Origin of the sequence: Streptomyces sp. NPDC048255 (genome assembly GCF_040652415.1) — a bacterium.
In the GTDB taxonomy this organism is placed as follows: domain Bacteria; phylum Actinomycetota; class Actinomycetes; order Streptomycetales; family Streptomycetaceae; genus Streptomyces.
This window is the reverse complement of the sequence record NZ_JBEZMA010000001.1, coordinates 283,297-297,856: the sequence shown is the minus strand read 5'-3', so window position 1 is coordinate 297,856 and position 14,560 is coordinate 283,297. Positions and strand designations below refer to the sequence as shown.

Here is a 14,560-nt window from a genome sequence, read left to right as displayed (position 1 = left end):
CGGCTCAGGGCTTGGGCCCGCCCCAGTGGAAGAGGGTCATGGCCACGCTGGTGGCCAGGTTGTAGCTGGAGACCTGCGGCCGCATCGGCAGGGAGACCAGGTGGTCCGCCCGGGCGCGCAGCTCGGGTGAGATGCCGTGGCGCTCCGAGCCGAAGGCCAGCAGGGCGTCGTCCGGGAGGGTGAGGGAGCGGATGTCCTCGCCCTCCGGGTCGAGCGCGTACAGCGGCCCGGCCGGGAGGGTGTCGAGCTCCACCCGGTCCACGGTGGTGGCGTAGTGCAGCCCGGCCCCGGCCCGGACCACGTTCGGGTGCCAGGGGTCGAGGTCGCCGCGGGTCACCACGCCGGTGGCGCCGAAGCCGGCGGCGAGGCGGACCACGGCGCCGACGTTGCCGAGGTTGCGGGGGTTGTCCAGCACCACGACGGGCGCGGGGCGCGGCCGCCGCCCCAGCGCCGCGAGCCCCGCCGCACGGTCGGGCCGTACGGCCAGGGCCGCGACCCCGGTGGGGTGCACCCGGGCCAGCAGCCCCTTCAGCGGCGCCTTCCGCACCAGCCGGGCCACCTCGGCCTCGACGTCCGGAGCCAGCTCACCGGCGAGCGCCCGTACGGCGCCGGGATCCTCGGCGACGGCCATCCGCACCTCGGCCCCGAACCGCAGCGCGTGCTTCAGCGCGTGGAACCCGTCCAGCAGCACGAGCCCTTCCTGCCCGACACCCTCCTGCCACAGGCGCGCGATCTCCTCGGGGCTCTGCTCCTCAGTCATACCCCGACCCTACGGTCCGCCCCCGCACCCGCCGCACCGAAGCCGATGCAAATCCAGCCCCGCCGGCGTTTGAGGCGCGGGGGTCCGGGGGCAGCGCCCCCGGCAACGGCGCCGCACGCCGAAGTCAGCGCGAAACGGGGCTCGGCTCCGCAGGAGCCGGCGGGGGCTCGGCCTCCGCAGGGGCCACGGCGGCCGCCGCACCCGGACGACCCGCCCCCACCCGCCGACGCCCGAGCGCAGCGACCCCCGCTCCGAGCCACACCAAGAACCCCGTCGGCAGGAACACCGCGTCAGCGGCGATCATCGCCAGCGAGAAGAACGGCAGGCCCAGCAGCACCGCGATCCCCACGTGCTCCAGCATCATCACGCCCAGCAGCACGTTCTTGATCCGCCGGTTGAACAGCGTGAACGGGAACGCCACCTGCACCGCGACCGTCCCGTACGACAGCAGCATCACCAGCGTCCCGCTGCTCGCCACCAGCCCCGACAGCCCCGGCCAGGGCGTGAAGTAGTCCAGCCCGAGCGGGTAGTACAGGGCCGTCCCGTCCTGCCACCGCGATCCCTGGATCTTGTACCAGCCCGCCGTGGCGTAGATCAGGCAGACCTCCGCCATGATCACCAGCATCCCCGCGTTGTGCAGCAGGTTCGCCAGGACGTCCAGGGCCGCCCGGCCCTCCCCGGCCGGCTCGTACCGGTCGGCCATCCACCACAGTCCGGCGACCACCCACAGCGCCGCGAAGGCCGCCAGCCAGCCCAGGCCGAACTGCCCGGTCGCCGCGCCGTACGCGAGCACCGCGCCCAGCACCACCCACAGCACCGGCCCGCCCGCCCCGGCCGTCGCCGAGCCGTGCCGGCGGGCCCTGCGCGCGTCCAGCGACCACACCTGCGCGCACCGGGTCAGCACCAGGTAGATCGCCATCAGGTGGATGACGTTGTCCCCGCCGTCGCCCATGAACACGCTGCGGTTCTGGAGCGACAGCACCCCGACCATGAACACCACGGACAGCGCCCGGGTGCGCCAGCCGAGCAGCAGCCCGACGCTCGCCAGCACGGACACGGCGTAGACGATCTCGAACCACAGCGTCGAGTCGGACCACATCAGCACGGTGAAGGCCCGGTTCGAGGCGATCAGCCGCTGCGCCAGCTCCCAGCTCCACGGCCCGTCCGGGCCGTACAGCTCGGCGCGGTTCGGGAACTCCCGCAGCAGGAAGAACAGCCAGGTCCCGGCGAAGCCGATGCGGATCACGGCGCTCTGGTGCGGGCCCAGGGCTCGTCCGGTGACCTGGGCGAGCGCCCGCCCGGCAGCCCGCCGCGCGCGGCTCAGACCGTCCACCACGGCAGCTCCCGGTAGTAGGTCTGGGTGTCGGTCGTCTCGGTGCTCCAGCTGGGCGCGGCCACCGCCGTAGTCGCCGAGCGCAGCTGGATCCGCAGCAGGTGGCCGCCCCGGTGGACGGGGGCCAGCCGGTCCACGGCGATCCGCCTCAGGTACTCCTCGGAGAGCGCGCCGCGCTCGCCGTTGGGTTCGTTGTCCTCGTCGTGGGATCCGGTGAAGAAGTCCCAGGCCCGGCGCAGCTCGTTCTGCTCCGTGTGGCTGGGCAGCAGGCTGTGCCGGATGGCCGCGCCGTCCTCGGCGGACAGGTCGCGCCAGTCGCTGGTGACCAGCTCGCCCGCTGCGGTCCGTACCTGCGCGCGCGCCTCCACCGCGATGTTCTGCTGGAGCGGGTTGGGGGCGAAGAGCTTCCAGTTCTGTTCGAATTCCGGGTAGATCCAGGCGTCCACGGTCCGCGCGTGCTGCTTGCTGACCGTGTTGGACGGGGCCACGTGCAGGAAGACGAGCGCCAGGTGGCCGCAGGCGGCGACGGCGACGGCCCCCAGCGCCACGGCGGCCAGGATGCGGTACGGAGCGGACAGACCGGCTATCCCGGGCACCCGCGGCGGCGGTGGAGCGGGCCGTTCCGCGACCTCCTCCGCGCCCCCTTCCACGGGCTCGTGCTCGTTCGAATCCATCCCGCCCCGATCGTCCGGCGTCCACAGGGTTGACCACAGAGGTTGACACCCTACGGGCCACCGTCCCACCATTGAAGAGGACGAACCGAACGATCGGTCGGTCGGGCAGCCGGAAGGCCGGCCGAGACACTCTGACAGGGGGCCGCGATGGTGGCAGTGACTCCGGAGACGGGGCCGGAGACGGCCCTCGGGACAGCCGGGCCGGGCGCGCCGGGTATGACGGCTGACCTGGGCGCACAGCTCGCGGCGGCCTTCGACGCCGCCGTGGCGGCGGACGAGCGCGTCGAGCCGCGCGACTGGATGCCCGACGAGTACCGCGCCTCCCTGGTCCGCCAGATGGCCCAGCACGCCCACTCCGAGATCATCGGCATGCAGCCCGAGGCCAACTGGATCACCCGTGCGCCCTCGCTGCGCCGCAAGGCCATCCTGATGGCCAAGGTGCAGGACGAGGCGGGCCACGGGCTGTACCTCTACAGCGCCGCCGAGACGCTGGGCACGAGCCGCGACGAGCTGCTCGACAAGCTCCACGCGGGCAAGCAGAAGTACTCCTCGATCTTCAATTACCCCACGCTGACCTGGGCGGACGTCGGCGCAGTCGGCTGGCTCGTGGACGGCGCGGCGATCACCAACCAGGTGCCGATCTGCCGCTGCTCCTACGGCCCGTACGCGCGCGCCATGGTCCGGATCTGCAAGGAGGAGTCCTTCCACCAGCGCCAGGGCTTCGAGCTCCTCATGACCCTGTCCAAGGGCACCGAGGAGCAGCACGCGATGGCGCAGGACGCGGTCGACCGCTGGTGGTGGCCGTCGCTGATGATGTTCGGCCCCCCGGACGACGAGTCGGCGCACTCGGCGCAGTCGATGGCCTGGCGGATCAAGCGCCACTCGAACGACGAGCTGCGCCAGCGGTTCGTGGACATCGCCGTCCCGCAGGCGAAGGCCCTGGGCCTGACCCTGCCCGACCCCGACCTGAAGTGGAACGAGGAGCGCGGGCACCACGACTTCGGCGCCATCGACTGGGCGGAGTTCTGGGACGTGCTCAAGGGCAACGGCCCCTGCAACGAGCAGCGGATCAGCCAGCGGCGCGCGGCGCACGAGGAAGGCGCCTGGGTGCGCGACGCGGCCGCGGCGTACGCGGAGAAGCAGGCGGCACAGCACGCCGCACAGCGCACCGCACAGAACGAACAGAACGAGGAGGCACGGGTATGACGCAGAACTGGCCCCTGTGGGAGGTGTTCGTGCGTTCGCGGCGCGGCCTCTCGCACACGCACGCGGGAAGCCTGCACGCCCCCGACGCGGAGATGGCCCTGCGCAATGCCCGTGACCTCTACACGCGGCGCAGCGAGGGCGTCTCGATCTGGGTGGTGCCCTCCACTCAGATCACCGCCTCCTCGCCGGACGAGCGGGACCCGTTCTTCGCCCCGTCCGCGGACAAGCCCTACCGGCACCCGACCTTCTACGACATCCCGGAGGGGGTGAGCCACCTGTGACCGGCACCGACACCACCGACACCACGAGCAGCACCGCCGTCACCGCGGCCGCCCTCGCCCTCGGCGACGACGCGCTGATCCTCTCCCACCGCCTCGGCGAGTGGGCGGGCCACGCGCCCGTGCTGGAGGAGGAGGTCGCCCTCGCCAACATCGCCCTCGACCTGCTCGGCCAGGCCCGCATCCTGCTGTCCCTGGTCGGCGACGAGGACGAGCTGGCCTTCCTGCGCGAGGAGCGGTCCTTCCGCAACCTCCAGCTGGTCGAGCAGCCGAACGGGGACTTCGCCCACACCATCGCCCGGCAGCTCTTCTTCTCCTTCTACCAGCACGAGCTCTACGGGGAACTCGCGCGCGGGGACGGCCCGTTCGCGCCCCTGGCGGCCAAGGCCGTCAAGGAGACCGCGTACCACCGCGACCACGCCGAGCAGTGGACCCTGCGGCTCGGCGACGGCACCCCGGAGAGCCACGAGCGCATGCGGGCCGGCCTGGACGCCCTGTGGAAGTACACCGGTGAGATGTTCCAGCCGGTGGAAGGGCTCGACGAGGTGGACTGGGCCGCCCTGGAGGGGCGCTGGCTGGCCGCGGTGACCGGCGTACTGGAGCGGGCCGGGCTCGCGCTGCCCGAGGGCCCGCGCACCGGGGCCTGGGCGGCCGGCGCCGGGCGCCAGGGCCTGCACACCGAGCCGTTCGGCCGGCTCATCGCCGAGATGCAGCACCTGCACCGCAGCCACCCGGGGGCGTCATGGTGACCGACACCGGCGCGACCCGCCTGGAGGCGGAGCTGGCCGTGCTCGCCGGGTCCGTCCCGGACCCCGAGCTGCCCGTGCTCACCCTCGCCGAGCTCGGCGTGATGCGCGGCGTGCGGATGCACGAGGACGGGCACGCCGAGGTCACCCTCACCCCGACCTACACCGGCTGCCCGGCCATCGAGGCCATGGCCGCCGACATCGAGCGGGTCCTGACCGCCCACGGCATCCGCGAGGTGCGGGTGAACACCGTGCTGGCCCCCGCCTGGTCGACGGACGACATCAGCGCCGAGGGCCGCCGCAAGCTCTCCGAGTTCGGCATCGCGCCTCCGCGTCCGCACTCCGCCGGCGGACCGGTCCCGCTGACCCTGTCGGTCCGCTGCCCGAACTGCGGCTCCACCGACACCGAGCTGCTCAGCCGGTTCTCCTCCACCGCGTGCAAGGCGCTGCGCCGCTGCACCTCCTGCCGCGAACCGTTCGACCACTTCAAGGAGCTGTAGATGGCCGTGTCCCCGCCGTCTGTGCCGTCGGTGTCCTCGGTGCCATCCGCCGCCGCGCGCCCCGCGCGCCACGGCGCCTTCCACCCCCTGACGGTGGCGGCGGTCGACCGGCTCACCGACGACGCGGTGGCGCTGACCCTGCGGGTGCCGCCGGAGCTGCGCGCCGAGTACCGGCACGCCCCCGGGCAGCACCTCACCCTGCGCCGGTCCGTCCTCGAAGGGGCCGAGATCCGGCGCACCTACTCGATCTGCTCCCCCGCCCCGGCGGCGGACGCTCCGGGCCCGGAGCTGCTGCGGGTCGGGGTGCGGCTGGTGGAGGGCGGGGAGTTCTCCACGTTCGCGCACAAGGAGATCGCCGCCGGGGACGTACTGGACGTGATGGTCCCGGCCGGACGGTTCGTCCTGGACCCGGCGGCCGCCCCGGCCGACGGGCACTACGCGGCGATCGTCGGAGGCAGCGGCATCACCCCCGTGCTGTCGATCGCCGCGAGCCTGCTCGCCGCCCGCCCCGACGCCCGGTTCTGCCTCGTGCGCAGCGACCGTACGGCGGCCTCGACGATGTTCCTGGAGGAGGTCGCCGACCTGAAGGACCGCTATCCCGCGCGGTTCCAGCTGGTCACGGTCCTCTCCCGGGAGGAGCAGGAAGCCGGGCTGCCGTCCGGCCGGCTCGACGAGGAGCGGCTGGCCGCCCTGCTGCCCGCGCTGCTGCCCGTCGCCGAGGTGACCGGCTGGTTCCTGTGCGGCCCGTACGGCCTGGTGCAGGGCGCGGAGCGGGCGCTGAACGCGCTCGGCGTCGTACGGACCCGGGTGCACGAGGAGATCTTCCACGTCGAGGACACTGCCGCCCCGGTCCGCCCCGCGACCGCGGCGGCCCCCGCGCACGGGCGGGTCACCGCCCGGCTCGACGGGCGCTCGGGCACCTGGCCGGTCCAGGACGGGGAGTCCCTGCTGGACGCGGTGCTGCGCAACCGCGCGGACGCCCCGTACGCCTGCAAGGGCGGGGTGTGCGGTACCTGCAGGGCCTTCCTGGTGACGGGCGAGGTGCGGATGGACCGCAATTTCGCGCTGGAGTCCGAGGAGACGGAGGCCGGGTTCGTGCTGGCCTGCCAGTCGCACCCCGTGACGGAGGAAGTGGAGATCGACTTCGACCGCTGAGCGGGCTGCCCTCCCCGCCCCCTGTCCAATTTCAGGAACGTGTTCTATCTTGACGCACCGTCAGGACAGGATGGACCGGGTGTGCGCGGGAGGACAGGCAGTGGACTTCACCTTCACCGAGGAGCAGCAGGCCGCCGTCGAGGCGGCGAAGGCCGTGTTCGCGGACGTCGCTCCCGACAGCGTGCCGAGCCCGGCACTCACCCCGGGGGCCGTCGCCGACGACTTCGACCGCCCGCTGTGGGCCAAGCTCGCCGGGTCCGACCTGCTGAGCCTGGTCCTCGCCGAGGAGCACGGCGGCGCGGGCCTGGACGCCATCGCCCTGTGCCTGGTGCTGCGCGAGGCGGCCAAGGTGCTGGCCCGGGTGCCGCTGCTGGAGCACTGCGCCACCGCCATGGCCGTCCAGACCCACGGCGGCCCCGAACTGGCCGCCGCCCTGCTGCCCGGCGCCGGACGCGGGACGCTCGTGCTCACCGCCGCCGCGCACGGCCGCAGCGGGCACGACCCGGCCGAACTCGCCGTCACCGCCCGCCGCGAGAGCCCGGGCGGGGACTGGGTCCTGGACGGCACGCAGACCGCCGTTGCCTGGGCCCAGAGCGCCGACTGGATCGCCGTACCGGCCCACACCGGGGAAGGAGAGGCCGTCCTCGCTCTGATCCCGCGCACCGCGGGCGGGCTCACCCTCGCCGAGCAGTACTCCACCACCGGGGAGCGGCTCGCCGAACTCGCCCTGGACGGCGTACGGGTGCCCGCGACGCACCTCATCGACGCCCCCGGCGCCTGGGACCGGCTCCGCCAGCTCCTCGCCACCGGGACCTGCGCACTCGCGCTCGGGCTCGGCGAGGGGGTCCTCACCATGACCAGCCGGTACACGAGCAAGCGCGAGCAGTTCGGCTTCCCGGTCGCCACATTCCAGGCCGTGGCCATGCAGGCCGCCGACCGCTACATCGACCTGCGCGCCATGGAGGTCACCCTCTGGCAGGCCGCCTGGCGGCTCGACGCCGCCACCGGCGGCGCCGGGGGACCGCTGCCGAGCGCGGGGGACGTCGCCGTCGCCAAGATCTGGGCCGCCGAGGGCGTGCGCCGGGTCGTGCAGACCGCGCAACACCTGCACGGCGGGTTCGGCGCCGACACCGACTACCCGCTGCACCGGTACCACGCCTGGGCCAAGCAGCTGGAGCTCCAGCTCGGCCCCGCCGCGGCGCACGAGGAGGCCCTGGGCGACCTGCTGGCCGCCCACCCCCTGGCCTGACGCAAGCCGGGCTGCCCCACCAGGCCGCACCGGGCCCGGCCAGGCCGGGTCAGGTTCGGCGGGTCTAGAGGACGAAGGCCTGGGTGCCGTTGTCCGTCACCATCGGGCGGCCCGCGCGCTCCCAGGCCTGCATCCCGCCGTCGATGTTGACGGCGTCGATCTCCTGGCGCACCAAGTACTGGGTGACCTGCGCGGAACGCCCGCCCACCCGGCACATCACGTGCACCCGGCGGCCGTCGTCGACCGCCTCCGTCAGCTCACCGAAGCGCGCCACGAAGTCGCTCATCGGAATGTGCAGGGCGCCCTCGACGTGGCCGGCCGCCCACTCGTCGTCCTCGCGGACGTCGAGGACAAAGCCTTCGGAGGGCACCGCGGCGGCGTCCACCGAGGGAAGCAGTCCGAAGTTCATAGCTGTCGCCTTCTCTCTTCGCAGATCTGCGGCCAACCTATCGGAAACCGCCCGCCCCTCACGGAGCGGCGAGGGCCGCCAGCTCCGCCTCGCGCTCGGACACCTGCGCCAGCAGCTGCTCGGCGATCTCCTCCAGCAGCCGGTCCGGGTCCTCGGGGGCCATCCTCAGCATGGACCCGATCGCGCTGTCCTCCAGCTCCCGGGCCACGAGCGACAGCAGCTCCTTGCGCCGCGCCAGCCACTCCAGCCGCGCGTACAGCTCCTCGCTCTCACCGTGCCCAGGCGCCTCCGGCGCCGGACCGGCCGCCCACTCCTCGGCCAGCTCGCGCAACAGCTGCTCCTCGCCCCGCCCGTACGCGGCATTGACCCGCGCGATGAACGCGTCGCGCCGCTCGCGCTCCACCTCGTCCTGGGCGAGGTCCGGGTGGGCCTTGCGGACCAGCTCGCGGTAGAGCCGGCGGACCTCCTCCGAGGGCCGCACCCGCTCCGGCGGCCGCACGGGCCGGTCGGTGAGCATCGCGGACGCGTCGTCGGAGATCCCGTCGGAGCCGAGCCAGTCGTGGAACAGCTCGTCCACCCCGGGCATCGGCATGACCAGGGCGCGCGCGTCCCGCGCCCGCCGCAGGTCCTCGGGGTCGCCGGTACGCGCCGCCTTCGCCTCGGCGATCAGCGCGTCCAGCTCGTCGAGCCGCGAGTACATCGGGCCGAGCTTCTGGTGGTGAAGGCGGGAGAAGTTCTCCACCTCCACCCGGAAGGTCTCCACCGCGATCTCGAACTCGATCAACGCCTGCTCGGCGGCCCGTACGGCCCGCTCCAGGCGCGCCTCGGGGCGCTCCTCGCCGGGGGCGCCGGAGTCGCCGGGGACTGTCTGCTCGGGCTGCTCAGGCTGCTCGGTCTGCTCGCTCACCCGGCCAGCCTACGGCCCGCCGCCCGGGGCGCTGTTTCACGTGAAACATCGCCCGCCACGAGACGGCCGGTCAACCCCCGGTCCCGGACGCGATCCGGCTGGTCAGCCCCCGGTCCCGGCCGCGATCCGGCTGGTCAGACCCCGGTCTCCGCCGCGATCCGGCCCGCCCGCACCGCCGCCACCAGGTCGGCGTGGTCGGCCTCGGTCCGGTCGGCGTAGGCCACCGCGAAGTCGGCCATCGCCTCGTCCAGCTCCCCGCTCTTCCCGCAGTACCCGGACAGCAGCCGCGGATCGGCACTGTGCGCGTGCGCCCGGGCCAGCAGGGCCCCGGTCATCCGCCCGTAGTCGTCGAACTGCTCGGCGGCCAGCGCCGCCGGGTCCACGCTGCCCTTGCGGTTGCGGAACTGCCGCACCTGGAAGGGCCGTCCCTCCACCGTGGTCCAGCCCAGCATGATGTCCGAGACCACCTGCATCTGCTTCTGCCCGGCCACCACCCGGCGCCCCTCGTGCTCCGGCGGCGGCGAGGCGAAGCCCAGCGCGGGCAGGTACGGCAGCAGCACCGAGGGTCGCGCCTCCTTCACCTGGAGCACCAGCGACTCGCCCCGGTGGTCCAGCAGCAGCACCACGTACGAGCGGGTGCCGACGCTCCCGGTCCCCACCACGCGGAAGGCCACGTCGTGGATCGCGTAGCGGGCCAGCAGCGGCAGCCGGTCGCCCTGGAGGGTGTGGAGGTACGGGCCCAGGGAGGAGGCCACGGCCGCGGCCTCCTCGTCCCCGACCCGGCGCAGCACGGGCAGCGCGTCCACGAAGCGCCGTCCGCCCTCCGGCGTGGGCTCGGTCGACTTGGCGGCGAACCGCGCGGAGGTGTTGTTGCGGGCCTTTTCCATGACCCGCTCCAGGGTGCCGACCAGGTCCCGCACATCGCTGTGCGAGGCCAGCTCCTCGTCGGCGATGGCGTTCCACGCGTCCATGGACGGCAGCTTGGACAGCAGGCGCATGGTCCGCCGGTACGCGCCCACCGCGTCCAGCGCCGCCTCCCGGCAGGTGTCCTCGTCCGCGCCCGCCACCCGCCCGGCCAGCACCAGCGAGGCCGCCAGCCGCTTCACGTCCCACTCCCACGGCCCGAAGACGGTCTCGTCGAAGTCGTTCAGGTCGATGACGAGCCGGCCGCGCACGTCCCCGTACAGCCCGAAGTTCGCCGCGTGCGCGTCCCCGCAGAGCTGCGCGCCTATCCCGGTCACCGGCCCGCCGGACAGGTCGTGCGCCATCAGCCCGGCCGCCCCGCGCAGGAAAGCGAAGGGGTTCGCGGCCATCCTGCCCACGCGTATCGGCGCCAGCTCGGCCACCCGGCCGACGTTGGACTCCTCGACCGCGCGCACCGCGTCCGGGCGCCCGGCCGGCGCCTCGAAGCGGGCGTGCGCCGCCCGCGGCACGCGCACCCGCAGGGCCTTGCCCTCCTGCCTGGGCGAGCCGGCCGCCACCCGCGGCCCGAAGCCCGTCACGTCCGGTATCCGCTGTCCCACTACCGTCACCATGGACGCCGCCCCCACCTGTGGATCGATCACCTGTCGAACGGGGTGACCGTATCTACAGCCCGGCGTCCCTGGCCAGCAGGGCGGCCTGCACCCGGTTCTCGCACCCCAGCTTCGCCAGGATCCGGCTCACGTACGTCTTCACGGTCGCCTCGCTCATGTGGAGCCGCCGGCCCGCGTCCGCGTTGGACAGGCCCTCCCCCAGCAGGGCCAGCACCCCGCGCTCCCGCTCGCTCAGCTCCGCCACCTGCCGCCGGGCCTCCTCGCCGCGCGCCGCGGCCTTCCCCGACGCCAGCAGGTCCACCACGTGCCGGGTCGCCGCCGGCGAGAGGTACGCGTCCCCGGCCATCGCCGCGCGGACCGCTCCGATCAGCTCACCCGGCGCCGAGTCCTTCAGCAGGAAGCCCGCACCGCCCTGGCCCAGCGCCCGCAGGACGTTCTCCCGCTCCCCGAAGGTCGTCAGGATCAGCGCCCGGGCCTCCGGGGCCGCCCGCTTCAGCTCCCCGAGCGCGGTCAGCCCGTCCATGACCGGCATCTGGATGTCCAGCAGCACCACGTCCGGGGCGTGCGCGAGAGCCAGTTCCACCGCCTCCCGGCCGTTCGCCGCTTCCGCGACGACCTCGATGTCCGGCGCCGAGGTCAGGATCATCCTGATCCCGGCCCGGATCAGCGGCTCGTCGTCGGCGATCACCACTCTGATCATTCTGGCCGTCACCCGCGCTCCTACTGCTTGACCTCGTAGACCTGCTTGTCGACGAGCTTGCCGTCCTTGAAGCAGAACCGGAAAACGGTGTCGGTGGTGAACTCCCCCGAAGCCTCCGTGGACATCAGGGCCAGACACTGCGAACCCTCCGGCCGCTGCGGCCCCTTCCGGTCCAGGCCCGAGGTCAGGATGCTGTCTCCGTCCGGCAGCCGCTCGCGCACCGCCTGCTCGCTCTCGCCGACCTGGACGGCGTCGTAGTCGGCCCGGTCGATCATCGAGTCGTTCACCGAGCCCAGCATCAGCACCACGACCGCCCCGAGCACGACCACCAGGAAGACCACCGCCGCCACCGCGATCCCGCAGCCCAGGACGACGCCGCCGGTCCGGCTGCGCCCCCGGACCGCCAGTTCCCGGTCGACCGCGGCCCAGTCCATGGGCGGCGCGCCCTGCAGCGCCAGGGCCTGTGCCCGGGCCTGTTGGCCGAAGTCGTCCGCGACGTCCTCCACCCCGGCCGGCTCGGCCCCGTACGGCAGCACCCCCGCCACCCGGAACCCGCCGCCCTCGGTGGCCCCGGCGTGCACCATCCCGCCGACGAGCCGCGCCCGCTCGCGCAGTCCCGTCAGCCCCTGGCCGCCCGACACCACCTCGCCGGCACCCGCCCCGGCCGCGGGCCCGTTGGCGATCTCCACCACCAGCGAGTCGTCCTCGTACCGCAGTTCCACCGAGATCGCCGAGCCCGGAGCGTGCTTGTACGCGTTCGTCAGCGCCTCCTGCACGATCCGGTACGCCGCGTGGTCGCAGGCCGCCACCAGCGGCCTCGGCTGCCCCGAACTCCTCAGCCGTACGTCGGTCCCCGCGGCCCGCGCCGCCTCCACGACCCCCGCGATCCCGGCCACCCCGCGCGCCGCCGGCTGCGCCGCCTCCTCCACCGGGAGGGGTGCCTCGACCCCGTCCCGCAGGATCCCGACGACCTCGCGCAGCTCGTGCATGGCCGCCACCGAGGCCTGCCGCAGCACCCCCACACCCTCGCGCTGACGGTCGGTGAGCTGCGGATCCACCTCCAGCGCACCGGTGTGCACCGAGATCAGCGCCAGCTGGTGGCCGAGGCTGTCGTGCATGTCCTGGGCGATCCGCTGCCGTTCGCGCAGCCGGGCCTGGCCCGCGACCATCGCCCGCTCCCGCATCAGCTGCGCGTTGCGCTCCTGGAGCGCGCGCAGCAGCGTACGGCGCTGGTGCCAATAGCGGCTGGCCAGGCCGGGCATGACCGTCGTCGCCAGGAACATCAGCGTGGAGAAGACGATCACCAGCAGGAGCCGCGTCTGCCCCCACTCGTGAACCAGGCTGGAGCCGATCACCGCGAGGAACGCCCCGACGAATGCGGCCAGGGCCCGTCCCACCCCGACGATCCGGCGCCCCGCCGACCAGCCCAGCAGGGCCGAGACCAGGAACGCGCCGGGCAGGAACACCCCCGCCGCGGATCCCACGACGAGCGTCGTCGCGGGCAGCCTGCGCCGCAGCAGGGTCAGTACCAGCACGGCCACGGCGCCCGCCGCCATCCGCTGCCCGGAGCCGTTGTCGAGCTCCTCGACGCCCAGGCCGAGGAGGGCCAGCACCAAGGCGATCAGCAGGTCCCCGGCCAGCGTCCGCCGCGTCCAGGGCTCCGGCCCCATCAGCCAGTCCCGGCCCGCACGCATCTTCGCCGTCGCATCCACGCGACCGACCCTAGACACCCGCCCTCCTCCCGCACTGCCCTCTTTCGTCGCGCCCCGCCCGACGAAAGTAGAGAGAAGGGGAGGAGATGGGGAGAGGAAGAGATGAAGAGGGGGAGAGTGGGCACCCGCGGGCGGGAAACACGAAACGGCCGCCACCGCTTTCGCGATGACGACCGTTTCGTCGATGTGGGCGAGGGGGGATTTGAACCCCCACGTCCCGAAGGACACTGGCACCTGAAGCCAGCGCGTCTGCCGTTCCGCCACTCGCCCGAGCAGCTCCCCAGTGGTTCTTCCCTTTCGGGCCGTTCCCCTGGCGACGTCGAAACATTAGCACGTCGGACGGGGTGGATTCACATCCCTTTCCCCGCACCCCCCACCCCGGCCACGACTGCCCCTCCCGCACTCCGCCCCCGGTGCGGGACACTGTCCCTGGAGCCCCCCTACGATCGCTTGTGAGGACCAACACTCCTCAGCACGGGACCGATGGGGAACCAGCCGAATCCGCCACGCGTGGATACGATCAGTAAGCAGTACAGGGCGACAACGACGGAGGAGGTGCCCCATGGGAGTCCTGAAGCGGTTCGAGCAGCGACTCGAAGGTCTGGTGAACGGCACCTTCGCCAAGGTGTTCAAGTCCGAGGTCCAGCCGGTCGAGATCGCAGGCGCGCTCCAGCGGGAGTGCGACAACAACGCCACGATCTGGAACCGCGAGCGCACCGTCGTCCCCAACGACTTCATCGTCGAGCTCAGCGCGGGCGACTACGACCGCCTGAGCCCGTACTCCGGCCAGCTCGGCGACGAGCTCGCGGGCCTCGTCCGCGACTACGCCAAGCAGCAGCGCTACAGCTTCATGGGCCCGATCAAGGTCCACCTGGAGAAGGCCGAGGACCTCGACACCGGCCTCTACCGGGTCCGCAGCCGTACACTCGCCTCCAGCACCTCCCAGCCGCAGGCGCCGCAACCGGCCCACGGCCAGGCCCCACAGTCCCCGCAGGGCGGATACGGGTACCCCCCCGTCGCCGCCCCGCCGATGCCCGCCGGTCCGCCTCCGGGCGGACCCGCCGGGCGCAGGCCGGCTCCGGCCGGCCCCGCACCCGTATCCAGCGCGGGCGCCACCCGGCGCCACTGGATCGAGATCAACGGCACCCGCCACCAGATCTCACGCCCCACGCTCGTACTCGGCCGAAGCACCGAAGCCGACGTGCGGATCGACGACCCCGGCGTATCGCGCCGGCACTGTGAGATCCGGACCGGAACGCCCTCGACGATCCAGGATCTCGGGTCCACCAACGGCATCGTGGTGGACGGGCAGCACACCACCCGCGCTACGCTCCGCGACGGCTCGCGGATCGTCGTGGGCAGCACCACCATCATTTACCGGCAAGCCGAAGGGTGA

The 14,560-nt window shown here is 73.3% G+C and carries 15 protein-coding genes and 1 tRNA gene; 7 read left to right on the top strand and 9 right to left on the bottom strand.

Annotation, left to right across the window (positions count from 1 at the left end):
• Window positions 1–4 precede the first annotated feature (4 nt).
• The 3 genes from AB0D94_RS01425 to AB0D94_RS01415 all read right to left on the bottom strand — a co-directional run bounded on the left by AB0D94_RS01425 (window position 5) and on the right by AB0D94_RS01415 (window position 2,839).
• A complete protein-coding gene (locus tag AB0D94_RS01425; RefSeq protein WP_362044066.1) occupies window positions 5–760 on the bottom strand; it encodes a TrmH family RNA methyltransferase in 756 nt (251 codons plus the stop codon).
• 124 nt (window positions 761–884) lie between these two features.
• Window positions 885–2,084, bottom strand: a complete 1,200-nt coding sequence (locus tag AB0D94_RS01420; protein WP_362044435.1) for an HTTM domain-containing protein — start codon at window positions 2,082–2,084, stop codon at window positions 885–887.
• Window positions 2,081–2,839, bottom strand: a complete 759-nt coding sequence (locus tag AB0D94_RS01415; RefSeq protein WP_362044064.1) for a DUF5819 family protein — start codon at window positions 2,837–2,839, stop codon at window positions 2,081–2,083. Before AB0D94_RS01415 ends, AB0D94_RS01420 begins: the two co-directional genes overlap by 4 nt.
• Before the next feature lie 144 nt (window positions 2,840–2,983).
• Here AB0D94_RS01415 and paaA point away from each other — a divergent pair, with 144 nt between their 5' ends.
• From paaA to AB0D94_RS01385, 6 genes are all read left to right on the top strand, one after another.
• Window positions 2,984–3,973: a 1,2-phenylacetyl-CoA epoxidase subunit PaaA gene (paaA, locus tag AB0D94_RS01410; RefSeq protein ID WP_362044062.1), complete on the top strand. Its 990-nt coding sequence runs from the start codon at window positions 2,984–2,986 to the stop codon at window positions 3,971–3,973.
• Window positions 3,970–4,254 carry a 1,2-phenylacetyl-CoA epoxidase subunit PaaB gene (gene paaB / locus AB0D94_RS01405; protein ID WP_362044060.1) on the top strand — a complete coding sequence of 95 codons (285 nt, stop codon included), beginning with the start codon at window positions 3,970–3,972 and terminating at the stop codon, window positions 4,252–4,254. Before paaA ends, paaB begins: the two co-directional genes overlap by 4 nt.
• A complete protein-coding gene (gene paaC, locus AB0D94_RS01400; RefSeq protein WP_362044058.1) occupies window positions 4,251–5,000 on the top strand; it encodes a 1,2-phenylacetyl-CoA epoxidase subunit PaaC in 750 nt (249 codons plus the stop codon). The genes paaB and paaC overlap by 4 nt, the downstream gene beginning before the upstream one ends.
• Window positions 4,994–5,497: a 1,2-phenylacetyl-CoA epoxidase subunit PaaD gene (gene paaD, locus AB0D94_RS01395; RefSeq protein WP_362044056.1), complete on the top strand. Its 504-nt coding sequence runs from the start codon at window positions 4,994–4,996 to the stop codon at window positions 5,495–5,497. Before paaC ends, paaD begins: the two co-directional genes overlap by 7 nt.
• Window positions 5,498–6,652 carry a 2Fe-2S iron-sulfur cluster-binding protein gene (locus AB0D94_RS01390; RefSeq protein WP_362044054.1) on the top strand — a complete coding sequence of 385 codons (1,155 nt, stop codon included), beginning with the start codon at window positions 5,498–5,500 and terminating at the stop codon, window positions 6,650–6,652. It begins immediately after the preceding gene.
• Window positions 6,653–6,752: 100 nt separating this feature from the next.
• Window positions 6,753–7,901, top strand: coding sequence for an acyl-CoA dehydrogenase family protein (locus AB0D94_RS01385; protein ID WP_362044433.1), 1,149 nt, complete (start codon window positions 6,753–6,755; stop codon window positions 7,899–7,901).
• 64 nt (window positions 7,902–7,965) lie between these two features.
• Here the strand turns inward: AB0D94_RS01385 and AB0D94_RS01380 are convergent, their stop codons facing one another.
• The 6 genes from AB0D94_RS01380 to AB0D94_RS01355 all read right to left on the bottom strand — a co-directional run bounded on the left by AB0D94_RS01380 (window position 7,966) and on the right by AB0D94_RS01355 (window position 13,434).
• A complete protein-coding gene (locus tag AB0D94_RS01380) occupies window positions 7,966–8,310 on the bottom strand; it encodes a rhodanese-like domain-containing protein (protein WP_362044052.1) in 345 nt (114 codons plus the stop codon).
• Window positions 8,311–8,368: 58 nt separating this feature from the next.
• Complete coding sequence (locus AB0D94_RS01375; protein WP_362044430.1) at window positions 8,369–9,127, bottom strand: J domain-containing protein; 759 nt, start codon at window positions 9,125–9,127, stop codon at window positions 8,369–8,371.
• Window positions 9,128–9,351: 224 nt separating this feature from the next.
• The gene (locus AB0D94_RS01370) at window positions 9,352–10,752 is read right to left on the bottom strand and encodes a DUF2252 domain-containing protein (protein ID WP_362044050.1); all 1,401 of its coding nucleotides are present in this window, start codon (window positions 10,750–10,752) and stop codon (window positions 9,352–9,354) included.
• A 52-nt stretch (window positions 10,753–10,804) separates the two neighbouring features.
• The gene (locus AB0D94_RS01365; protein WP_362044428.1) at window positions 10,805–11,452 is read right to left on the bottom strand and encodes a response regulator transcription factor; all 648 of its coding nucleotides are present in this window, start codon (window positions 11,450–11,452) and stop codon (window positions 10,805–10,807) included.
• Between the two features lie 20 nt (window positions 11,453–11,472).
• Window positions 11,473–13,146, bottom strand: a complete 1,674-nt coding sequence (locus AB0D94_RS01360) for a histidine kinase (RefSeq protein WP_362044426.1) — start codon at window positions 13,144–13,146, stop codon at window positions 11,473–11,475.
• A 205-nt stretch (window positions 13,147–13,351) separates the two neighbouring features.
• Window positions 13,352–13,434 (bottom strand) — tRNA-Leu (locus AB0D94_RS01355).
• Window positions 13,435–13,726: 292 nt separating this feature from the next.
• On the opposite strand from AB0D94_RS01355, the gene AB0D94_RS01350 reads away from it, so the two are divergent.
• Window positions 13,727–14,560 carry a DUF3662 and FHA domain-containing protein gene (locus tag AB0D94_RS01350; protein WP_362044048.1) on the top strand — a complete coding sequence of 278 codons (834 nt, stop codon included), beginning with the start codon at window positions 13,727–13,729 and terminating at the stop codon, window positions 14,558–14,560.